Source organism: Pseudoalteromonas translucida KMM 520, from assembly GCF_001465295.1.
In the GTDB taxonomy this organism is placed as follows: domain Bacteria; phylum Pseudomonadota; class Gammaproteobacteria; order Enterobacterales; family Alteromonadaceae; genus Pseudoalteromonas; species Pseudoalteromonas translucida.
This window is the reverse complement of record NZ_CP011034.1, coordinates 2,841,821-2,863,612: the sequence shown is the minus strand read 5'-3', so window position 1 is coordinate 2,863,612 and position 21,792 is coordinate 2,841,821. Positions and strand designations below refer to the sequence as shown.

General features: G+C 40.9%; 19 protein-coding genes. 14 read left to right on the top strand and 5 right to left on the bottom strand.

The features are described from left to right. Nucleotides 1-92 precede the first annotated feature (92 nt). Nucleotides 93-1,172, bottom strand: coding sequence for a mechanosensitive ion channel family protein (locus PTRA_RS13220; RefSeq protein WP_058374604.1), 1,080 nt, complete (start codon nt 1,170-1,172; stop codon nt 93-95). A gap of 115 nt (nt 1,173-1,287) precedes the next feature. Here PTRA_RS13220 and PTRA_RS13215 point away from each other — a divergent pair, with 115 nt between their 5' ends. Continuing rightward, nucleotides 1,288-2,247, top strand: a complete 960-nt coding sequence (locus tag PTRA_RS13215) for a YihY/virulence factor BrkB family protein (RefSeq protein WP_058374130.1) — start codon at nt 1,288-1,290, stop codon at nt 2,245-2,247. 59 nt (nt 2,248-2,306) lie between these two features. On the opposite strand, the gene PTRA_RS13210 is transcribed toward PTRA_RS13215, so the two are convergent. After that, a complete protein-coding gene (locus tag PTRA_RS13210; protein WP_237113458.1) occupies nt 2,307-5,330 on the bottom strand; it encodes a bifunctional diguanylate cyclase/phosphodiesterase in 3,024 nt (1,007 codons plus the stop codon). A gap of 349 nt (nt 5,331-5,679) precedes the next feature. Between PTRA_RS13210 and PTRA_RS13205 the strand changes: the two genes are divergently transcribed. Then, complete coding sequence (locus PTRA_RS13205; protein ID WP_058374128.1) at nt 5,680-6,522, top strand: pirin family protein; 843 nt, start codon at nt 5,680-5,682, stop codon at nt 6,520-6,522. Nucleotides 6,523-6,618: 96 nt separating this feature from the next. On the opposite strand, the gene PTRA_RS13200 is transcribed toward PTRA_RS13205, so the two are convergent. From PTRA_RS13200 to PTRA_RS13190, 3 genes are all read right to left on the bottom strand, one after another. After that, nucleotides 6,619-6,861 (bottom strand): hypothetical protein, encoded by a 243-nt coding sequence (locus PTRA_RS13200; RefSeq protein WP_058374127.1) that lies wholly within the window; start codon nt 6,859-6,861, stop codon nt 6,619-6,621. Between the two features lie 200 nt (nt 6,862-7,061). Beyond that, complete coding sequence (locus PTRA_RS13195; RefSeq protein ID WP_058374126.1) at nt 7,062-7,517, bottom strand: hypothetical protein; 456 nt, start codon at nt 7,515-7,517, stop codon at nt 7,062-7,064. Between the two features lie 6 nt (nt 7,518-7,523). Then, nucleotides 7,524-7,850, bottom strand: a complete 327-nt coding sequence (locus PTRA_RS13190) for a hypothetical protein (RefSeq protein ID WP_011329162.1) — start codon at nt 7,848-7,850, stop codon at nt 7,524-7,526. Between the two features lie 492 nt (nt 7,851-8,342). Here PTRA_RS13190 and mraZ point away from each other — a divergent pair, with 492 nt between their 5' ends. From mraZ to PTRA_RS13130, 12 genes are read left to right on the top strand one after another with little or no spacing between them, the layout of a single operon-like run. Beyond that, entirely contained in the window at nt 8,343-8,801 is a 459-nt protein-coding gene (gene mraZ / locus PTRA_RS13185) for a division/cell wall cluster transcriptional repressor MraZ (RefSeq protein ID WP_011329161.1), read from the top strand. A gap of 28 nt (nt 8,802-8,829) precedes the next feature. Then, on the top strand, nt 8,830-9,768 hold the full coding sequence (gene rsmH / locus PTRA_RS13180; protein ID WP_058374125.1) for a 16S rRNA (cytosine(1402)-N(4))-methyltransferase RsmH: 939 nt from the start codon (nt 8,830-8,832) through the stop codon (nt 9,766-9,768). After that, entirely contained in the window at nt 9,765-10,091 is a 327-nt protein-coding gene (gene ftsL, locus PTRA_RS13175; RefSeq protein WP_058374124.1) for a cell division protein FtsL, read from the top strand. The genes rsmH and ftsL overlap by 4 nt, the downstream gene beginning before the upstream one ends. Next, nucleotides 10,088-11,905 carry a penicillin-binding transpeptidase domain-containing protein gene (locus PTRA_RS13170; protein ID WP_058374123.1) on the top strand — a complete coding sequence of 606 codons (1,818 nt, stop codon included), beginning with the start codon at nt 10,088-10,090 and terminating at the stop codon, nt 11,903-11,905. The genes ftsL and PTRA_RS13170 overlap by 4 nt, the downstream gene beginning before the upstream one ends. Next, nucleotides 11,898-13,376: a UDP-N-acetylmuramoyl-L-alanyl-D-glutamate--2,6-diaminopimelate ligase gene (murE, locus tag PTRA_RS13165; protein WP_058374122.1), complete on the top strand. Its 1,479-nt coding sequence runs from the start codon at nt 11,898-11,900 to the stop codon at nt 13,374-13,376. Before PTRA_RS13170 ends, murE begins: the two co-directional genes overlap by 8 nt. Further along, nucleotides 13,373-14,755, top strand: a complete 1,383-nt coding sequence (locus PTRA_RS13160; protein ID WP_058374121.1) for a UDP-N-acetylmuramoyl-tripeptide--D-alanyl-D-alanine ligase — start codon at nt 13,373-13,375, stop codon at nt 14,753-14,755. Before murE ends, PTRA_RS13160 begins: the two co-directional genes overlap by 4 nt. Continuing rightward, complete coding sequence (gene mraY, locus PTRA_RS13155) at nt 14,755-15,837, top strand: phospho-N-acetylmuramoyl-pentapeptide-transferase (protein ID WP_058374120.1); 1,083 nt, start codon at nt 14,755-14,757, stop codon at nt 15,835-15,837. Before PTRA_RS13160 ends, mraY begins: the two co-directional genes overlap by 1 nt. Then, on the top strand, nt 15,838-17,178 hold the full coding sequence (murD, locus tag PTRA_RS13150) for a UDP-N-acetylmuramoyl-L-alanine--D-glutamate ligase (RefSeq protein WP_058374119.1): 1,341 nt from the start codon (nt 15,838-15,840) through the stop codon (nt 17,176-17,178). After that, a complete protein-coding gene (gene ftsW, locus PTRA_RS13145) occupies nt 17,175-18,350 on the top strand; it encodes a cell division protein FtsW (protein ID WP_041454565.1) in 1,176 nt (391 codons plus the stop codon). The genes murD and ftsW overlap by 4 nt, the downstream gene beginning before the upstream one ends. Then, the gene (gene murG, locus PTRA_RS13140) at nt 18,347-19,423 is read left to right on the top strand and encodes an undecaprenyldiphospho-muramoylpentapeptide beta-N-acetylglucosaminyltransferase (RefSeq protein WP_058374118.1); all 1,077 of its coding nucleotides are present in this window, start codon (nt 18,347-18,349) and stop codon (nt 19,421-19,423) included. The genes ftsW and murG overlap by 4 nt, the downstream gene beginning before the upstream one ends. Nucleotides 19,424-19,465: 42 nt before the next feature. Continuing rightward, nucleotides 19,466-20,875, top strand: a complete 1,410-nt coding sequence (murC, locus tag PTRA_RS13135; RefSeq protein ID WP_418055009.1) for a UDP-N-acetylmuramate--L-alanine ligase — start codon at nt 19,466-19,468, stop codon at nt 20,873-20,875. Then, nucleotides 20,872-21,792 carry a D-alanine--D-alanine ligase gene (locus tag PTRA_RS13130; RefSeq protein WP_058374116.1) on the top strand — a complete coding sequence of 307 codons (921 nt, stop codon included), beginning with the start codon at nt 20,872-20,874 and terminating at the stop codon, nt 21,790-21,792. The genes murC and PTRA_RS13130 overlap by 4 nt, the downstream gene beginning before the upstream one ends.

Sequence of the window (21,792 nt, the reverse complement as noted above, 5' to 3'; positions counted from 1 at the left end):
CAGTGCAAACTGCGGGCTTTTTTGTGTCTAAAATAAAAGTAGGTTCGATATAACCTGATACGACCTTATAAAAGTAGCTCCCTGATTTTTAACTATATAATATTTTTACCTTGCTCGGGATCGCGGGATTGATCTGCTTGCTCGCGTATTTCATCGGTGTCGCTGCTTACGTCATCTAAGTTTTTGGTTTGAGTTTGTGTTTCCGATACTTTTTTAGTTGGCGCAATAGGCTCACTTTTTTCTGGGTTTACAGCTTCAAGGTTAGGATCGCTAAGTATAATGCGTTCTCTGGCATCATCTGGCATGCTGATATTATGACTAGTAAATTCGTTTACTAATTCTCGCATTAGCTGTGAGGCAACTTTAGCAGTGCTGAATTGCTCGCTATTAACCCAAAAAAATAACGTAAAGTTAATTGTTGATGAGCCTAGGTTTTTAATTAATACCTGCGCGGGTGGATCGGTTAATACTGCGTTTTGTTGGTTTGCAATTGTGAGGGCTAGGGTTTGTGCACTGCGTATATCGTTATCATACCCTATGCCTATTTCTACTTTGCCGCGCATTTTAGGGTTGGCAGTGAGGTTTTTAATAATATTTTTATACACAGTGGCATTAGGTATTTGAATATGGTTACCGTCGTAGTCAACTAAAGTGGTTGCGCGAGCGGTTACTTTTTTAACTATGCCGAGGCGGCCTTCTACCTCAATTACATCATCTATTTTAAAAGGGCGTTGTATGCTTAATAATAAACTGGCTATAAAATTTTCGGCAATATCTCTAAATGCAAAACCGAGAATAAGCCCTATCAAACCTGTGCCACTCATTATAGCTACGGCAAACTGTGTCAGCCCAGCTAAACGTAAAAACAAGTAAATACCCAATAGTAGGATTAAAATACTTATACTTCGCCTTATAACCAAATGAATAAGTGCACTATCGGTTAAATATTCAATAGGTTTAATTAATAGGCGTGATAGCGGCCTGGCAAGCATGTAACTTATTACAACTATAATAAACCCTAAAAACAGGGTGGGTAAGGTTTGCACTACTACATGTAGGAATTGCATGCTTTGCTCTTGCAAAAATGCCCACGACAATACATCGGCTTTAATGCTTGGAGTAGCAGGGGCTGCATTAACTGCAGTTATAATGTTATTTAAAGCACTGAGCATGGGTGTTATCCGTGTTAAATCATCTTTATAAACAATAATAGCAAGTTTAATACCAAGCGCATTGGTGTTGGCAAACATTTTGCTCTCTTACTGCTATATAACAAAGGAGTTGAAAATGAGCGATGTAAAACGTGGTCAAGATGCACAACAACCAGTAAACATTCCGTTGCTTGGTTGGTGGGATATTACTAAGCGTATTTTTACTCAACTGAGTCGTGATAATTTATCGTTAGTGGCCGCTGGCGTTGCATTTTATGCGCTACTGGCTATTTTTCCGGCGCTTGCTGCACTTGTATCTGTTTATGCCTATTTTGCATCACCTACAGATATAGGAGCACATTTAAGTCAGGTTATTGCGCTGCTACCAGAGAGTACCGGAGAGTTAATTTTGTCGCAAATAGCCAGTATTGCCCAAAAATCAGGTACTAGCTTGAGTTTGAGCGCAATTAGCACATTAATACTAACTATTTGGAGTAGTTCAAAGGGCAGCCAAGCATTAATTACAGCCTGTAATATAAGTTATCAGGAATATGAAAAGCGCTCTTTTTTTAAAGCACAACTTGTACGCTTTTTGTTTTCGATTGGCGCTATTGTAGTGGCTATTTTTGCGCTGTTAATTATTGGTATTTTACCGGTAGTACTTAATTTAGTGGGATTACAAGAAAATATAGATTTACTCATCACGTTTATTTCATGGCCTTTATTAGCATTTACTTTTAACTTTGCCTTAGTGCTTTTATATCGCTACGCGCCGCATCGTAAACCTGCTAAGTGGCGTTGGATCACCTTAGGATCTGTTATTGCTACAATATTATGGATAGTCGCTTCAATTGGTTTTTCATTTTATGTATCGAAATTTGCCAGTTATAACGAAACTTATGGCTCGTTAGGTGGGGTGGTTATTATGCTGATGTGGCTTTACATTAGTGCTTATATTATAATTTTAGGAGCGACAATCAATGCTGCATCAGAGCAACAAACTGCAATAGATAGTACAATAGGCCCAGATAAAAAAAGAGGTGAGCGCGGAGCCTATGTTGCCGATCATCTTGATGTGAAAGAGCCTAATAGGTAATTTATTACCCAAGTACTCATAATTGAGTACTTGGCAAGTGCTTGGTATTAACGCTGTGGTTATTTTAATGCAATGATTTGGCTTGTGGTTAGTAAGCTCATAAACTGCTCTTTAGGTAAGGGTTTCGAAAATAAATAGCCCTGCCCATAGTCGCAACCAGCTTCAAGTAACAGTTGCATTTGCTGCTTGGTTTCTATTCCTTCAGCAATTACTTTTAGCCCTAACTGATGCGCCATAACTATAATAGTTTTGCACAATACCAGCTCCTGGCTACCTTTATTAATGTTATCAACAAAGCGTTTATCTATTTTAAGGTAGTCGGTATCCATTTCTTGTAAGTAAGCGAGAGAAGAGTAACCGGTGCCAAAATCATCAAGGGCTAATTGCATTCCAGACTGAACCAGTGCCTTTAAACGGCTTTGTGTTAAAGCCTCAGGGTTGACCATTAAGCCTTCTGTTATTTCAGCAACAATTGATGATGCAGGCAGGTTTGCTGCATTAAGCATAGCTCCCCATTCATCTATCCCGCTATCTGGGGTAGATAGCTGTATTGGCGATACATTAACGCTCAGCTGAAAATCATTGGTTATGTGCGCTTTTATATCGTTGAGTGTTTGTAATGCTTGGGAGAAAACAAATTGCCCAAGTGTATTTATTTGTCGTGTTTCCTCAGCTAACGGAATAAAGTCAGCAGGGCTTATTAAGCCTTTTTCAGGATGACGCCAACGAATTAATCCTTCAGCTTTGTGTACGTGCAAGTCTTTAAGGCAGACGATTGGTTGATAAAATAATTCAAACTGTTCAAGCTCTATTGCTGTTCGTAATTCTTTAAGTAGCAGCATACGCATTTGTGCTTTTTCGCGCATGTCATGGGAGAAAAACTCAAAGCCATTACGGCCATTAACTTTTGCTTTATACATTGCTTGATCGGCTGCTTTAAGTAACTGCTCAGTATTTTCGCCATCATTAGGGGCTGAGGCAATACCTATACTGGCACTAATAAACAACTCTTCGTTTTCAATATAAATAGCCGATGACAAGCTAAGTAAAATATTTTCAGCTATTTGTTTTATATGCTGCTCTTTAATTTTACTAAATACGATTACAAATTCGTCGCCGCCAATGCGGGCAACAAACTCAGCATTTTTTGCTGACTCTAAAATACGCTGCGACACAAATTTAAGTAAAGCATCGCCATAATGGTGCCCTAAAGTGTCGTTAACGTCTTTAAAGTGATCTATGTCGAGCAACATAATAACCAGTTGCTCGGCATTATTTTCTAAACGTGTAAAACACTCATTTAAACGATTCTTTAATTCAAGTCTATTAGGTAGGTCAGTAAGGTGATCAAAGTGAGCTTGTTTCCAAATAAGTGCATCGGCTTGTTTTTTTTCTGTTAAGTCTGTAAATATAGCTATACGACGAACCGGCATGTTATTGTCATCATACACAGTATCTATAGTTAACCATTCCACGTAAAGCTCACCATTTTTACGGCGATTAATGATTTCTCCCTGCCAACGCCCCGTGCTTGTTAGTTCTGCCCACAGAGCCTGATAAAATGTTTTATCGTGCTTGCCAGAGGACAAAACACTGATCGTTTTATTAATTACTTCCTCTTTAGAAAAAAGCGTGGTTTTGCTAAAAGCAGGGTTAACATCGAATATAATGCCATTTTCGTCGGTTATAGCCATTCCTTCACTACTGTTACCGTACACAAGCGCCGCTAAGTGTAGGGCTTCTTCATTTTGTTTACGTTGGGTTATATCGCGTAGCACTACTACAAACTCATGATTAGTTTGCATCGGGTTTATTCTGGCTTCAAAGCTTTTAATGTCAGTTTGACTTTGCAAGGTAAACTCTAAGTTACTTGAGTTTTTTGCAGTTGAAGTAGGGAGGTTATTGAGAATTAACTGTGCATTACCCTCAGTAATAAAACTAGCTAAAGTTAAGTTGTTTACCGATTGCGTAACGCCAGGAATGTTAAATGAGCCCCCAATATTAGAGACATCACCTTTGTTGTTAATCTTTAAGTAACTATCTGGCAGCGCACTTAATAAACTGGTTAACTCATCGTGTTTATTTTTAAGGTTAGCCTCAGTAGCTAAGCGAGTTTCAGCCATTACTTTAAAGCGTTGATATAAAACCTTGAGTTCGGGGCTGTTAGGAGAGTCATTTTGCTCAGATGGCATAATGCCACTTGCTAAACTGTCGGTTGCTTTAGTTAGGTTATTAATAGGTGTAAAAATACTTACTTTTAGTAGTTTGTAGGCAATAAATGTTAGCAGTAATAAAAAGGTTATAAATACAGTTAAAGAGATTATAAAGTTATGGTTTATTTGTGCTAAAACATCGGTGACGGGTAAACCAATATAAATATCTAAGTTGTTATTATGTGGATCATTATAAATAGTTGAGCGAGAAAAAATACGGGTAACACCTTGCTCATCTGTTATAAAATGAGAGTCAGCCTGTGTCGACTCTACATAACTTTGGGTAATACTTTTACCTATTAAAGTAGTGTTTTTTGGGTAGTGAGCTAAAACTTTATTGTTAGAGTCAACAATGGCAACTAACGATTCATCAGGTAAGTTAATTTCATTTATTGCTGCATTCCACCAATCTAAGGCAATTACTATGACAATAACGCCTTTGGTAACTCCGGTGGTGTTTTTTAACGACAGCGCAAAATTTACCGTTGTTGTTTGTAAACTTCGATCTAACTGAAAATAGCCTACAGATAGCATGTCGCTATTTACTGCATTTTTAAAATAATCTCTATCTGCAATATTTATATTTTTTACTTGCCCCGATGTGGCGCAACTAACATCCCCCTGCAAGCCAATCAGGCCAATATTAGCAACATTATTGTAGAGTGACTTAAAGAGCTCAAAATAGTCAGGGCAGGAGGTTAGTAACTCATCATGGTTGCTTTCTTGTTGTGCGATATAGCGCGCTAAACGCTCAATATCGTCAAGCATATTTTTTTGTTGTAATGAAAAACGGTTGGCAATATTGGTTGCTTGTAGCTCACTTTGCTTAATTGAATAGTTACGTTCTAGTAATAACGTAAAAATGATCACAGCCACTCCAGGAATACTAAATAAAATGAGCAAACGGTAAAGCTGATTTTTAAGTGAAGTGGTAAAAATAATAATGCCTTAATAAGAGATTTACACCAAAAATAATTGTAGCTAACTTTTTGTTTAATAACCATATAAATAATAAGGATTAAAGTGTTACTTATTAAACAAAACTCAGCTGTAATAACTACTTTAACAGCAAGCCATTTAATAACGGTTATAGCAAACTGTAATGTTTCAGGATAAAAACTAAAATTCGTTTAAAAAGAATAAATGGTACGAATTAAACATATATACGTAAATTTTTAGTGTGCTTAAATAGTGTTATCTACTTTATTGGAGCAATAAAATGAAAGTAATTAAACAACTAAGTGCGCACGCAACCCAAGATGGTGATGGCGTTAATATTAGTAGAATACCAGGTTTTGATGGCAAGTATCTAGATCCCTTTTTAATGATTGACGAACTAAAGTCAGATAATAAAAATGATTACATTGGCGGTTTTCCTGCGCATCCTCATCGTGGTATGGAAACCTTTACCTATATTATTAAAGGTGGCTTTGAACACCGTGACCAAATGGGTAATAAAAAGGCCATAAAAGCAGGCGATGTACAATGGATGAGTACAGGTAAAGGGGTAATGCACAGTGAAATGCCACTGACAGATGCCAATGAAGGGTTACATGGTTTTCAGATATGGATCAATATGCCCAGTGCAGAAAAAATGCGGGCACCAATTTACCAAGATACAACAGCGCACCCTGCGCCAGTTGCCATCAATGATAATGGGGTAACACTCAAAGCATTGGCAGGCACATGGCAGTTTGCCGATCAGGCTTTAATATCAAGCCTACAAACGCTCGCTGCAAATGCCGCTTTAGCTGATGTAACTTTGCCTGCAGGACAGCGTTTTGAGTTGCCACCACTGAGCCAGCAAAAAGTGATGCTATATATTCATACCGGTTCGTTAACTACGCAAGCAGGTAACGTTATTGCAGCAAAACAGCTGTTAATACTAGAACCCGGTAGTGACATTGACTTATATACAGAGCAAGAAGCCGGTGTGCTTATTTTAGCTGGTGATGAGCTTAAACAACCAATTGCTCATATGGGGCCATTTGTAATGACCACTGAAGCCGAAATTCAGCAAGCTATTCGTGATTATCAAAACGGTGAGTTTGGAAATATTTAGAACTGCCGATTTATGATCAATTAAGCAGCTTAACAAAGGCTAAAGCTATTAATTAGTGCTGCGCTATTATTTATTGCGCGGCACTGGTTTTATTCATTAAGCTAATAATCTTGCTAGCCAAGCATATTTTTTTATTAAACCAGATTTAGTACTACCAGCCTGCACAACAGCACCGGCTAAAAATGCGCTTGAAATACCCACTTTGGTAACCGCAAAGCGTTTTAATCTGTACTTAAACGCCATATGATGTTGGCGTTTTAATTCACTTTGTAAGTCCATTTGTTTACTTAGATTATTGACCGCTTTGTTTGGCGACTGAATTAAATAGTTAACCAGCATTGTTATCTCCCTGAAGGTTAAATAACCTGAACTTTGGATAATAAATCTACCTCAAGCAGCTATTTTAAGCGCTAACAGCGTTGTATTTACTTGCAATAGGCCAGCTATTGACGCGTAAATTCGCCTTGTTTTCACTGAAAATCTCTGGCTAGAGAAAATAAATTTAAATATAGCTATGATTCAGTACGTTAGTAAATCTTTTAACCAGAGTTCAGGTTAAATAACTGTTTTAAGCTACGTAATGTTTTACTAAAGCCAATTTTGTTACTTAAATAAATAGCACTTTTCCAAAGCCAAATTAAGCCTATAACTTGTAGTAAAGTTGCGATCGCTATACTTAGCCATACTGAGGAAAATAACTCATAAATTCCAAAGCCAATTGCGCCCAATAAAACAATCCACAACAAAATCAAACCGCTAGCAAAACAACCCAAAAGTATAGTAATGAGTGCAAGTGATCTGAGCGACAAATGCCACTCAGCTTTTGCTAATTGTTTGGTAAGTTTGCCTTGCGTTTTGTAGTCATCCTTAATTTGCTCAGAATAGGCTAAAAGCTTAGCAATATGATCTTGCCAATCTTCCTTTTGGCTCGCGCCTTGGGCCGTTTGATTTTGAGCGTCACCATCCTTGGTCGCTGTTGTTTGTGGATTATTCATCATTGTTTACTTACGACGAAACAATGCAGTTACTAGCATACCTGCAGCAAACGCGATCCCAGCTGTTGCTAATGGGTTTTCTGCGGCAAGGGTGCGTGTTTTAGAGGTATATTCACCTAGTTTTTCACGGGCAATGAGTTGCTTTTCACTCAGTGTTTCTGCCGAGCTAGTTGCCCCTTTTCTTACGCTGCTTTCTGCTACGGCTGCTTTACTAGAAAGTGCATCTACTGCGTCGTGTGCAGCCGATGTTGCTTTTTCTGTAAAGGGCGCTTCGTTAACTTCAGGTTTAGTCGCTGTAGTTGTTGATGTTTTAGTATTTGTTGCAGTAGCCATAATCAATCCTTAATAAAAATAAAGTTAAAAAATTTATTGGTGAATTTATAGTTGCAATGATCAAACCAACTTTAAAATAAGTTTAACCATATGATTTATATCGATATATTTATTTTTCGGTTGGCTGGCTTTAACTTGAGTCGTAACAATTGCCATGTAATTGAGTAAATTTTACAAATGGCTAAATCACGCCTTAAAATTTGTAATCATTCACTGGTTATTCAGTAAACAAAAAGTGTAAACGAAAGGTTACTTAAAATGATGATAAAAAAGTATCTAAGATATTCCATTTTTTCCCACTTAATTCAACCGCTTTACGCTAAGCCTTATTTTTTCTGGCTTTGAGACGCGTTAAAGGAAGCCTGATTACTTGACAAAAAGGCTTGTCAAGCCCTAAACTGGAGCACTGTGGTAAAAAGTGGTTTATAGTGGATCAAAATGGATCGGATTAATCAAAAGTGTTGATTAAAACAATTTTAAAGTAGGCTTTTTATGTTTCGTGGCGCAAGTTCGCTGAGTTTGGATGATAAAGGACGTTTTGCGGTACCCACTAAGTACCGAGATGATCTATTGTCTGAAGATCAGGGAACGGTTATTTGTACCGTCGCATTAAATGAGCCGTGTTTATGGTTGTATCCATTGGCACAATGGCAAGAAATAGAAAGCCGCTTAGCAAAAATATCTAATATGAACCCACGAGCCCGTCGTATGCAGCGCATGTTGTTGGGTAATGCTACTGAATATCAACTTGATAAAAATGGCCGGATTTTGCTAGCGCCTTCGTTGCGCGCCCATGCAGATCTTGGCAAAAAAATCATGCTAGTTGGTTTAATGAATAAATTTGAAATATGGGATGAAGCGCGTTGGCATCAGCAAATGCGTCAAGATACAGAGCTTGAAAGGCTTGGTGATTTTGAACCACACCCAGATTTAGATAATTTTACACTCTAACGGCACAATAAAAGGCAAACAATAGCTAATGACAGCACAATTTGAACACGTATCCGTGCTTATGGACGAAACCATAGATGCACTTGCAATTAAGCCAGACGGTATATACATGGATGGCACTTTTGGACGTGGCGGTCATTCAGGTCAAATATTAGCGCGCCTTGGTAGTGAAGGTCGCCTACAGGCCATAGATCAAGATCCACAAGCAATTAAATCGGCTGAAAAATTTGCAGATGATCCACGCTTTGCAATTGCTCATACACGCTTTTCAAACCTATATGACGTGGCTGAGCAAAACGATCTGATTGGCAAGGTTGATGGGATTTTACTTGATATTGGCGTGTCCTCGCCACAACTTGATGACGCACTGCGTGGCTTTAGCTTTATGAAAGATGGCCCGCTAGATATGCGCATGGATCCAACCACAGGGCGCAGTGCTGCGCAGTGGCTAGCCGAAGCTGAACTTGACGATATTACCCATGTTATTAAAAAACTAGGGGAAGAAAAGTTTGGCAAACGCATTGCGCACAAAGTGCTGGAAGTTCGCGAACATACGCCAATTACTACTACTAAGCAGCTTGCCGATTTAGTGGATGAAGCGGTACCGGTTAAAGATAAATTTAAACACCCAGCCACACGTACTTTTCAGGCTATTCGCATTTATATAAATAGTGAGTTAGAAGAAATTCAAACAGCATTACAATCTGCGATTAAAGTGCTTAAGCCAGGTGGTCGCTTAGTTGTTATTTCGTTTCACTCTTTAGAAGACCGTATTGTAAAACAGTTTATTAGAAAGCAAAGTCGTGGCGAGGCGCTACCTCGAGGCTTGCCTTTAACTGACGCACAAATAAATCAAAATTTGACACTAAAAGCTGTGGGTAAAGCCATTAAGCCAAGCGCTGCAGAAGTAGAGCGTAATCCACGCTCACGTAGCTCTGTACTTAGGATTGCACAGAGGCTGGGATGAATAAAAAAGCGAGCTATCGTCAACCTAATTTATTTTTTGAAATAATTAAAGGCCTAGGTGCTAATAAGCTTACCTCGGCCTTATTGGTTGTGATACTCGCTTCTAGTTTAACTTTGGTGCAAATAACGCACCTTGCGCGAGGGCAACTTATCGAGCAAGACTCGTTACTGCAACAACGCGACGAATTAGATTTAGAGTGGCGTTACTTATTAGTAGAAGAAGAGTTTTACTCTCAGCATGCACGCATTGAAGAAGTTGCTATATCGCAGTTAAAAATGAAACGGCCAACCAGCCAAGATGAGCAGGTGATAATACTACAATGAGAACTCGCGGCAAAAAACCGGCTAATAATTTAATCACATGGCGCTTTACTTTAGTTTGCGCAGTGGTGTTTTTAGTGTTTGTAACACTGGTAGCTCGTGCTGCTTATTTGCAAATATTAGAACCAGATAAAGCCCGCTCAGAAAGTAATAAGCGTACCGTGCGAGTTGAAAAATTGCATGTGCAACGAGGCATGATATTTGACCGCAATGGTAAAGAGTTAGCGGTAAGTGTACCTGTAGTAAGTGTGTATGCAGACCCCAAAGCCCTGCACAAATCATTGGTATCTAAAGTACTAAGGCAAGCACGTAAAAATGGTGAAGATCATCTGGCATTAGCAGAAAATACTGCCGAGCTAGATAAGCGTACTGCACTTTATTATAAAAACGATTTGCGCTGGCGTGAGCTTGCCGATGTTTTACGTTTAGAACCTAAAAAAATAAACTCCCGCTTGTTAAACGATCCAACGCGCCGCTTTGTATATTTAAAGCGCCAAGTAACCCCTGCAGTGGCAAATTACATTGGTGATTTGCGCCTACCAGGCATTCATTTACTTGATGAGTCAAAACGCTATTACCCCGCAGGCGAAGTAACTGCGCATATTATTGGCTTCACAAATATTGATGGTAAGGGTATTGAAGGTATAGAAAAGCTTTACGAAAATGCCCTCACAGGTGAGGAAGGCCGTCGTACAATTCGTAAAGACGCCCAAGGCCGTGAAGTTGCAGTACTTGACGAGCGAGAGCGTGTAGAGCCCGAAAGCATTCACTTAAGTATTGATCAGCGCATTCAAGGTATTGCTTACAAAGCGCTAAAATCGGCAGTGCTTACTTATAAAGCCACATCTGGCTCTGCCATGGTGGTTGATGTTAAAACTGGCGAAGTATTGGCTATGGTAAATAGCCCATCGTTTAATCCTAATAACTTAAATGACGCAGCCCCGCATAAGCGCCGTAACCGTGCTATTACAGATTTGTTTGAACCAGGTTCAACCGTTAAGCCTCTAGCCATTTTAGCTGGGCTAGACTACGGCGCAATTAAGGCCGATGACACCATTGACACCTACCCAGGTTGGATGCGATTAGGCGGCAGCTTAGTACAAGATACCCGTAACCACGGTGAGATGACGCTGCGCGAAATTTTAAAATATTCCTCAAATATGGGCGTTGCTAAAGTAACTCAGTTGGTACCCAAAGATTATTTAGTGGGATTATTTCAAAAGGTAGGATTTGGATCGGATTCTGGCACCGGGATGGTGGGTGAAAGCAGTGGTTTATTTTACCCAAATCGCCGTTGGTCTGACTTTGAAATTGCTACATTATCATTTGGTTATGCTATTGCGGTAAGTACCGCGCAAATGGCACGTTTTTACACCATGTTAGGCGCAGGCGGAATTAATCGTCCATTAACTATTTTAAAGCAAGATGACATCCCTGAAGGGGAGCGTGTTTTTAAACAAAAAGACGTAGAAGCGGTTGTACACATGATGGAAAGTGTATTTGAAAAAGATGGTACAGCGCGCAGAATTAACGTGGATGGTTATCGTGCTGCTGGTAAAACAGGTACTTCTAAAAAAGCAGCTGTTGGTGGCTACGGTGATGAATATGTAGGCTACTTTGCCGGTATTGCACCTGCGAGTAATCCTAGATTAGCAGTGGTAGTGATGATTAACGAACCCGGCGGCGATGTGTACTATGGAGGTGCCACTGCTGGCCCTGCATTTGCAGAGATCGTCTCTAACGCATTAAGAATATTAAACGTAGCGCCCGATAAGGAAGAGGTAGCGTACGTAAAAGGTAAAGAGAACGATGCGTGATTTAAAAGCGATTTTAAAATATATAGAGATAGATGCCCCCTCGCAACTAGTAGGGCACTTACGCCTTGATAGCCGAGAAGTAACGCCCGGTGACGTATTTGTGGCAATTAAAGGTCATCAATTAGATGGCGGACAATTTATTGCTAAGGCAATTGAAAATGGCGCGGTTGCAATTATTGCCGACAGACTATGTGAATTTGAAACTAGCTTTGAGCCACTTTACTTAGTGTCAGAGCTAACTAAAAAGCTCCCTGAGTTGGCGAGTCGCTTTTACCAGCAGCCAAGCCACATGCTTGATTTAATTGGTGTGACAGGTACAAACGGTAAATCGACCACCACAGCTATGATTGCTCATTTAGCGCAGTTTTGTAACAGCCAGTCGGCCATTATTGGCACCTTAGGCTATGGTCATCCAGATAACTTAACACCACTAATAAATACCACGCCATCGTCGGTTGATTTACAACGAATTTTAAATGATTTAAAACAGCAAAATACCAAGCTGGTGGCGATGGAAGTGTCATCCCACGGATTAGTACAGCTGCGGGTTGCACAGTGTCAATTTAAAGCGGCGGTATTTACTAATTTATCGCGGGATCACCTCGATTACCATGGTGACATGGCGCGTTATGGTGATGCCAAGCTAATGTTGTTTAAAGACTTTGAGCCTGAACTTGTGGTTCTTAATCAAGATGATGGACAAACAGATCAATGGCTCGAAAAATACAGCTTTAACACTTTAGTGTGTTACGGGCGAAAAAACTTACCACCTAAAAATGCACAGTTTGTGTACTTTTCAAACGTTACTTATTCAGCGCAAGGCATAGCAGCACAATTAACTACAAGCTGGGGCGATATTGCCATTGAGTCGCCGTTATTTGGCGAATTTAATTTATATAATTTAACTGCGGCACTTGCAACTTTATTAGGGCTAGGTTATCCGCTAGAACAATTAATTGCAGGCTGCGTGCAATTGCAACCGGTAGCTGGGCGCATGCAAGCATTTAGCGCCAAAGGCAAGCCAACCTGTATTGTTGATTACGCTCACACACCCGAGGCGCTTGCGCTTGCGCTGCAAGCATTACAGCAGCATGTACCTGGTGGAGTAAGCTGTGTATTTGGCTGTGGTGGCGACCGTGATAAAGGCAAGCGGGCATTAATGGCACAAGCGGCAGAGCAAAATGCAGATAAGGTTATTATTACCAGTGATAATCCGCGTTCAGAAAACCCTGACGCCATTATTGCCGATGTAGTACAAGGTTTAGCGCAGCCAACAAAAGCTTATTTAGAGGCCGATAGAGCAACAGCTATTAGTTACGCAATAAACAATGCCAAAGCAGACGAAGTTATTCTTATTGCAGGTAAAGGCCATGAAGACTATCAAATAATAGGTGATCAGCGCATCGACTTTTGCGATCGCCGTTACGTACAACAACAACTAAAAAAAGCAGTAAGAGGGACTCAAGCATGATCCCGATGGATTTTGATTGGCTAGCTAACGTGCTAGCAACCGATTATCAAGGTGATAATCAACCAGTGCTAAATATAAATACAGATACTCGCAGCATTTGCAGTGGTGAAGTGTTTTTAGCACTAAAAGGGCCAAATTTTGATGGTCATAAGTTTATTGCCCAAGCGAAACAAAATGGCGCGATTGGCGTTATTGTGCAGCACAAAGTTGATGTCGATATTCCACAGTTTATAGTTGCAGATACCCGTTTAGCATTAGGGGTTATAGGCGGCGCAGTAATGGCGCAAGTTGCCCCTAAAACCATTGCTATTACTGGCAGTGTTGGCAAAACCACAGTAAAAGAAATGTGCGCTGCAATTTTATCTGTGCATGGTGATGTACTAGCCACTAAAGGTAATTTTAATAACGATATTGGCGTACCGCTAACCTTATTACGCTTAGAGCCGCAACACCGTTTTGCCGTTATAGAGTTAGGTGCAAACCATTTAGGTGAAATTGCTTATACCACCGCTATGACCAAACCCGATGTTGCCGTGGTATGTAATGTAGCCGCCGCTCACTTAGAAGGTTTTGGCAGCTTAATGGGGGTGGCTAAAGCCAAAGGTGAAATTTTTGACGGGCTTAAAGATGATGGCGTTGCCATTGTTAATTGCGACAGTGAGTTTAGCCAATACTGGCTAGATAAACTCGATGGCCGGAAAGTAACGCGTTTTTCGAGCAGTGAAAAACTCGATATTTGGGCTGAAAATATTAGCCTAGATGAAAATGCTCGCGCTAGCTTTACCCTGTGCACTAAAAACGCACAAATACCGGTTAAGCTTGCGCTACCAGGTAAGCATAATATTAGTAATGCACTTATTGCAGCTGCACTAACCAGTGAGTTTGATGTCACCCTTGAGGATATTGCTAATGCATTGGCAACCATGGGAGATGTAAAAGGCCGCGTTAATTTAATTAATGTTTCTGATTTATTAACTGTGGTTGATGATACCTATAACGCCAATGTTAAGTCGGTTAAAGCCGCCATTGATTTACTAAGTGATATGCAAGGGCATCGTATTTTAGCACTGGGCGACATGGGTGAACTTGGCGAAGAAGCACGTCAATATCATCAAGAAGTAGGCGAATATGCATTAGAGCAAGGCATCAATGAGCTGTTTACTTTAGGTGTATTAAGTCGCTACGCCAGTGATGTGTATGGGCTGCCAAATAGGCACTTTTCAAACCGTGAGCAAATGCTGCAACAAATTCAAACAAGTATTAAAAAAGTAGATAAAAAAACCACCATAGTCGTGAAGGGATCACGCAGTTCTCGCATGGAGCTTTTAGTAACCGATTTAGTTAATGGCCAGCAACAAGCCATCAATGGAGTATTTTAATGTTAGTTTGGCTGGCAGAGTATTTAACCCAATATTACACGGGCTTTAATGTTTTTTCGTACTTAACCCTACGTGCTATTTTAGGGATTTTAACCGCATTAATGATGTCGCTTTATTTAGGGCCTAAGTTAATTCGCGCTTTGCAACGTATGCAAATAGGGCAAACAGTGCGCGATGACGGCCCACAATCGCATTTATCAAAATCGGGAACACCTACTATGGGTGGCTTACTGATTTTAGCGGCTATTTTTACCAGTACCTTATTATGGGCCGACTTATCAAATAAATATGTTTGGGCAACGTTATTTGTTATTGGCTCGTTAGGTATAGTTGGTTTTGTGGATGATTACCGAAAAGTTATTCGTAAAGACCCTAAAGGTTTAATTGCTAAGTGGAAGTACTTTTGGCAATCAGTTATAGCCTTAGTTGTTGCTTGTGCATTATTTTTTACCAGCACTCAAGCCAATGAAACTTCGTTAGTTGTACCATTTTTTAAAGATGTATTACCGCAACTAGGCTTGTTTTACATTGTTATTACCTATTTTGCGTTAGTAGGAACATCAAACGCGGTAAACCTTACCGATGGACTTGATGGCCTTGCCATAGTACCCACTATTTTAGTGGCGGCAGCACTGGCAATTATTGCTTACTTAACTGGTAATGTGAATTTTTCGAATTACTTACATATTCCATATTTACCGCTGGCCAGCGAGCTTGTTGTGGTATGTACCGCAATAGTAGGCGCAGGGCTAGGCTTTTTATGGTTTAACACTTACCCAGCGCAAGTATTTATGGGCGATGTAGGCTCATTAGCGTTAGGCGGTGCATTGGGTATTATTGCCGTATTAGTTCGCCAAGAGTTACTGCTTATTATTATGGGGGGGGTATTTGTAATGGAAGCCTTGTCGGTTATTTTACAAGTAGGCTCGTATAAATTACGCGGGCAACGAATTTTTAGAATGGCGCCTATTCATCATCATTACGAATTAAAAGGTTGGCCAGAGCCACGGGTTATTGTGCGCTTTTGGATTATTTCAATTGTGCTAGTGTTAGCTGGCCTTGCGACGTTAAAGATTCGATAAATGCGATACTTAAGTGAGATAAAAAACAAACAAATAACAGTGCTCGGACTCGGTGTAACCGGTCTGGGCATTGTGCGTTTTTTAGTGTCTCAGGGTTTAACACCAACGGTGGTTGATAGCCGAGTAAACCCACCGGGAATTGATTGGTTAAAACAAAATACGCCAACGTTAACTACCCGTTTTGGTGATTTGGACAGTGCCGATCTTTGCGCCAGCGATATGATCATTATTAGCCCAGGCCTTAGCTTAACAATTCCAGCAATTGCTAAAGCTATAAACGCAGGCGTTGAAGTGATTGGTGATGTTGAGTTGTTTGCCCGCATTAATACTAAACCTGTGGTTGCTGTTACGGGATCCAATGGTAAATCCACAGTAGTAACACTGGCGCAGCAGGTATTACTTGCTGCCGGTTATAAAGCTGCATTGGGTGGCAACATTGGCACCGCCGTGCTTGATTTACTGCAAAGTGATTTAAGTAACAACGACGTTGACGTGTACGTATTGGAGTTGTCTAGTTTTCAGCTAGATACCACAACAAGTTTACAGCCAATTAGCGCCACCGTGCTGAATGTTTCAGAGGATCACCTTGATCGTTACGCCAGTTATCAAGCTTATATAGATTCCAAGCTGAGTATTTATAATAACGCAGCTTTAGTGATAACCAATGCAGACGACGAAGCCACGCACAGTAAAGCAAAATCCCAATTAAGTTTTGGTGCTAACCAAGGCGATTACAGCCTTGGCGAATATCAACAACAAACATATTTTATGCAGGTTAACAAAGCCTTTTTACCAGTAACTAGCTTGGCGGTAGTTGGCAAGCATAATTATTTAAATGCGCTTGCGGTAATGGCGCTACTTAGCCCGTTTAATATTAGTAAAGCACAATACAGTACAGCATTTAGCCAATTCAATGGCCTTGCACATCGCTGTCAGTTTGTTGCTGAACTTGCTGGAGTTAAATACTTTAATGACTCTAAAGCCACTAATGTGGGCGCTACTATTGCTGCAATAGATAGCCTTGCAACTAATGGCCAACAATTAATAGTTATTGCTGGTGGGGATGCAAAAGGAGCCGATTTAAACGCGCTTACACCTTACTTACAGCAGCATGTTAAAGCGCTAATTTGCTTTGGAAAAGATGCCAAAGATTTAATGGCATTAACCAATAAAAGCCATTTAACCAATAATATGAGCGAAGCGGTAACACTGGCTAAGCAATTAAGCGAGCCCGGTAATATTGTGTTACTTGCACCGGCTTGCGCCAGTATTGATATGTACAATAACTACATGCAACGCGGCGATGACTTTATACAATGCGTTATGGCGGAGCAGCCATGATGGCTTTTGCCGATATTAAAGAAGCACTAACGCCCAAGCCTTCGGCGCAGCTCTACGATGTACCATTGTTGTATTGCATGCTGATGTTAATGGGGGTGGGTTTTGTCATGGTTACCAGTGCATCTATGCCCACAGCCGACAGATTATTTGGTAATATTTATCATTTTACTATTCGGCACGGTATATTTTTAGCTTTGTCGTTTTGTTTATTTTGGATCACCACTTCAGTGCCTATGAGCTGGTGGAAAAAAGCGAATCCGTACTTGTTGTTAGTGGGTTTGGGCTTATTACTTATAGTGCTTATTGTTGGCCGAGAAGTAAACGGTTCAACTCGTTGGATACCCATAGGACCGTTTAACATTCAGGCTTCTGAGCTGGCTAAGTTATTCTTTTTTAGTTATATATCAGGTTATTTGGTGCGTAAACGTAGCGAAGTCCAAGAAAACATAAAAGGCTTTATTAAGCCAATACTAGTATTTGCGGCTTATGCAGGATTAATTTTAATGCAGCCCGACTTAGGTACAGTGGTTGTTATGTTTGTAACTACCGTGGGTTTGTTATTTTTAGCCGGTGCCAAACTTTGGCAGTTTTTTGTATTAATTTTAACCGGCGTTGCCTTGGTTATCGGGCTAATAGTACTTGAACCATACCGTATGGCGCGGGTTATTGGCTTCTTAGAGCCGTGGGATGATCCATTTGGCAAAGGGTATCAGTTAGTGCAATCGTTAATGGCTTACAGTCAAGGAGATTGGTTTGGCCAAGGCTTAGGTAACAGCGTACAAAAGCTACAATACTTACCCGAGGCACATACCGATTTTATTTTTGCGGTAATAGCAGAAGAGCTTGGTTTTGTTGGTGTATCGAGCATATTAATAGTATTAGGCACCTTAGTGTTTAGAGCCTTACTAATTGGCCAAAATGCGCTTAAAAATGGTAAAGAATACGAAGGCTATTTAGCGTTGGCAATTGGTATTTGGTTTGCATTTCAAACCATGGTTAACGTAGGCGCAAGTGCGGGTATTTTACCTACTAAAGGGTTAACACTGCCGTTTATTTCTTACGGTGGGTCGAGTTTACTCATGATGACAATTGCTGCTGGTATTTTATTACGTGTTGATTTTGAAACTAAAATGGCGACCAAACAAGCCACGTCAGGTGGAGCTAAGCGATGAGTAAAAAGTGTGTTGTAGTTGCCGGTGGTACTGGCGGACATATATTTCCGGGTATTGCAGTGGCCGACTACTTAAAACAGCAAGGCTGGCAAGTAAGCTGGATAGGCACTCCCGATAGAATGGAAGCAACGGTTGTTCCTAAGCATAATATTGATATTAATTTTATTAATGTAAAAGGCGTACGTGGTAACGGAATAAAGCGTCTTATTAAAGCCCCATTCATGGTGCTTAATGCAATATTACAAGCGCGTAAGGTATTGAAAAGCGAAAAGCCCGATGTGGTACTCGCTATGGGCGGTTATGTAACAGGCCCAACCGGTATTGCAGCTAAAAGTTTAGGTATTCCGCTGGTGATCCATGAACAAAACGCCATTGCCGGTATGAGCAATAAGTGGCTTGCTAAGTTTGCTAATCGGGTATTGGCGGCTTTTCCAAGTGCATTTGAAGCAGGCCAGGCCGAGTTAGTTGGTAATCCAGTGCGAGAAAGCGTGGCAAATGTTGCTGTGCGAGAAGTATCAAGCCCAATTAATATTTTAGTGGTAGGCGGCTCATTAGGGGCGCAAGTACTTAATATAACTTTGCCTGCTGCGTTTGCAGAGCTGGGTAATACCAATGCTATAAGTGTTTGGCACCAAACGGGTAAAGGGCACTTAGGCAGTGTTGAAGCTGCTTATAAATCGCATAAATTTAGCGCTAAAAATACAAAAGTGGCTGAATTTATAGATGATATAGACACAGCTTACGGCTGGGCCGATATTGTTATTTGCCGCTCGGGCGCGCTCACTGTGAGTGAAATTGCAGCTGCTGGTAAAATGGCTGTGTTTGTACCTTTTCCGCATGCGGTGGACGACCATCAAACAGCGAACGCACAGTATTTAGTTGTGGCAAATGGTGCATTACTAATGCCACAAGGGCAGTTTAATCAACAATCAATTGTTGCGCTTTTAAGCCCATATTTAGCTAAACCTTCATTAATTAAAGAAATGGCGGCAAATGCAAAACAGCAAGCCATTTTAGATGCCACAGCAAGCGTAGCTATGCACTGTGAGCAAGTAACCAATAAGAGAGCATAAGTGAAACAAACGTCAATAAGAGAGCAATATACACGACCAGCAATGCGTCGCATTGAAACCATCCACTTTGTTGGTATTGGCGGCGCAGGCATGGGCGGCATTGCCGAAGTACTCGCGTTTGAAGGTTATAGGATTACCGGTTCTGACATTGCGCACAGCGCTATGACAGACAGGTTAATTAAAGCCGGTGCAGAGGTGTTTATTGGGCATCACGAAAATAACGTAAAAGATGCCAATGTAGTGGTTGTTTCCAGTGCCATTGATGAAACAAACCCAGAAATTATAGCCGCCAAGGCCGCAAGAGTACCTGTGGTACGCCGCGCCGAAATGCTCGCTGAGCTAATGCGCTTTCGCCACGGTATAGCTATTGCGGGTACACACGGTAAAACTACAACAACCAGTTTAATTGCCAGTATTTATGCACAAGCTGGCCTTGATCCAACATTTATAATTGGTGGCTTGTTAAATAGTGCCGGCAGTAATGCAAAAGTAGGTAAAAGCGATTTTTTAATTGCCGAAGCAGATGAAAGCGATGCCTCATTTTTACACTTACAGCCAATGGTATCGGTGATCACTAATATTGAAGAAGATCACATGGAAACCTACGGCGGCAGCCTAGAAAAAATGAAAGACACCTATGTGGATTTTATTCATAACCTACCGTTTTATGGCCTAGCTGTAGTGTGTATAGATTCTGAAGTCGCGAGCGAGCTTATACCGCGTTTTGGTCGCCCGGTGATTACTTATGGCGAGTCGAGCGATGCGGATTATCGCATGAGCGACTTTAGCCAGTCGGCAAACACGTGCAAGTTTACGGTAACCAATAAACAAGGCGAGAGCTTAACAGCAACGCTAAATATGCCAGGCAAACACAATGCACTTAATGCCACTGCAGCTATAGCAGTAGCAAAGGATCAAAATATTGCTAATTTCGCTATTTTGGAAGCATTGCAAAAATTTGAAGGTATTGGCCGACGTTTTCAGCACTACGGTGAGTTTGAAAACGAACGTGGCAGCGTAATGTTAGTTGACGATTATGGGCATCATCCGTCTGAAGTAGCCGCCACTATTACTGCGGCTCGTGAAGGCTGGCCAGATAAGCGTTTAGTTATGGTGTATCAACCTCACCGCTTTACTCGTACTCGCGACTTGTACGAAGATTTTGTAAAAGTATTAGCCGAGGTTGATCAGCTGTTACTACTGGATGTATACAGTGCTGGCGAAGAGCCAATTGTAGGCGCAGATAGTAAAAGCTTATGCCGTAGTTTACGCCAGCGCGGTAAAGAGCCACGCCACGTAGCTAATAGCGTAGAGCTGGCAAGCGTATTAGCCGATTGCTTACAAAATAACGATTTAGTATTAACCCAAGGGGCTGGCAACATAGGGCAATTAGTAAAAACCTTAGCCGCTACGGGTATGTCGATAGAAAAACTTAAACAAGGTGAAGTATGACACAGTTAAACACGCAGTTTGGTAAAGTAGCGGTGCTGTTAGGGGGGAACTCAGCAGAGCGTGAAGTGTCATTAAGATCAGGACAAGCGGTGTTAAATGCATTGCAAAATCATGGCATAAACGCCATTGCCTTTGACCCTAAAGAACGCCCGTTATGGGAGCTAAATGAGTTAGCAATTGATAGAGTGTTCATTGCACTGCATGGTCGTGGTGGCGAAGACGGTACAGTGCAAGGTGCGCTTGAATTTATGAACCTGCCGTATACTGGCAGTAACGTACTTGGCTCAGCACTGGCTATGGATAAAGTGCGTTGTAAGCATTTATTTAAATCGGCAGGGCTAAGTACCGCTCCTTATACCGTGGTTGATGCCAAAAAAGGCTTTGATGCAGCGGCAATAATGCAGCAATTTAAAAAAGTGATGGTAAAACCGTCGCACGAAGGCTCAAGTATTGGTATGGCACAAGCAAACACGCCACAAGAGCTTGAAGATGCACTTAGTAATGCGTTTAAGTTTGATAGCCAAGTACTCGTTGAGCAGTGGATCAGTGGCCGCGAATTTACCATAACGGTATTAGGCGATGAAGTGTTGCCAGTAATCGAAATGACAACACCCAATGGTTTTTATGATTACCAAGCTAAGTATCAAGCAACTACCACGCAGTATCATTGCCCGGCAGATTTATCGCCTGCAGATACCGAGCACTTACAAGCAATGGCACTCGATGCATTTGATTTAGTAGGTGCTAGCGGCTGGGGTCGCGTAGATGCAATGCAAGATCAGCAAGGTAATTTTTACTTATTAGAAGTAAATACAGTACCCGGTATGACCGAAAAGTCGCTTGTACCTATGGCGGCAAAAGCACATGGTGCAAGTTTTGAGCAATTAGTTGTTCGCATTTTGGAGCAAACACTTTAA

Coding starts and splice junctions, on each gene's coding strand:
- murE (WP_058374122.1), top strand. CDS start 11,898: ATGCGTGATTTAAAAGCGATTTTAAAATATATAGAGATAGATGCCCCC.
- ftsW (WP_041454565.1), top strand. CDS start 17,175: ATGATGGCTTTTGCCGATATTAAAGAAGCACTAACGCCCAAGCCTTCG.
- PTRA_RS13220 (WP_058374604.1), bottom strand. CDS start 1,172: ATGCTCAGTGCTTTAAATAACATTATAACTGCAGTTAATGCAGCCCCT.
- PTRA_RS13160 (WP_058374121.1), top strand. CDS start 13,373: ATGATCCCGATGGATTTTGATTGGCTAGCTAACGTGCTAGCAACCGAT.
- murC (WP_418055009.1), top strand. CDS start 19,466: ATGCGTCGCATTGAAACCATCCACTTTGTTGGTATTGGCGGCGCAGGC.
- rsmH (WP_058374125.1), top strand. CDS start 8,830: ATGACAGCACAATTTGAACACGTATCCGTGCTTATGGACGAAACCATA.
- mraY (WP_058374120.1), top strand. CDS start 14,755: ATGTTAGTTTGGCTGGCAGAGTATTTAACCCAATATTACACGGGCTTT.
- PTRA_RS13205 (WP_058374128.1), top strand. CDS start 5,680: ATGAAAGTAATTAAACAACTAAGTGCGCACGCAACCCAAGATGGTGAT.
- PTRA_RS13215 (WP_058374130.1), top strand. CDS start 1,288: ATGAGCGATGTAAAACGTGGTCAAGATGCACAACAACCAGTAAACATT.
- PTRA_RS13195 (WP_058374126.1), bottom strand. CDS start 7,517: ATGAATAATCCACAAACAACAGCGACCAAGGATGGTGACGCTCAAAAT.
- murG (WP_058374118.1), top strand. CDS start 18,347: ATGAGTAAAAAGTGTGTTGTAGTTGCCGGTGGTACTGGCGGACATATA.
- ftsL (WP_058374124.1), top strand. CDS start 9,765: ATGAATAAAAAAGCGAGCTATCGTCAACCTAATTTATTTTTTGAAATA.
- PTRA_RS13130 (WP_058374116.1), top strand. CDS start 20,872: ATGACACAGTTAAACACGCAGTTTGGTAAAGTAGCGGTGCTGTTAGGG.
- mraZ (WP_011329161.1), top strand. CDS start 8,343: ATGTTTCGTGGCGCAAGTTCGCTGAGTTTGGATGATAAAGGACGTTTT.
- PTRA_RS13200 (WP_058374127.1), bottom strand. CDS start 6,861: ATGCTGGTTAACTATTTAATTCAGTCGCCAAACAAAGCGGTCAATAAT.
- PTRA_RS13170 (WP_058374123.1), top strand. CDS start 10,088: ATGAGAACTCGCGGCAAAAAACCGGCTAATAATTTAATCACATGGCGC.
- murD (WP_058374119.1), top strand. CDS start 15,838: ATGCGATACTTAAGTGAGATAAAAAACAAACAAATAACAGTGCTCGGA.
- PTRA_RS13190 (WP_011329162.1), bottom strand. CDS start 7,850: ATGGCTACTGCAACAAATACTAAAACATCAACAACTACAGCGACTAAA.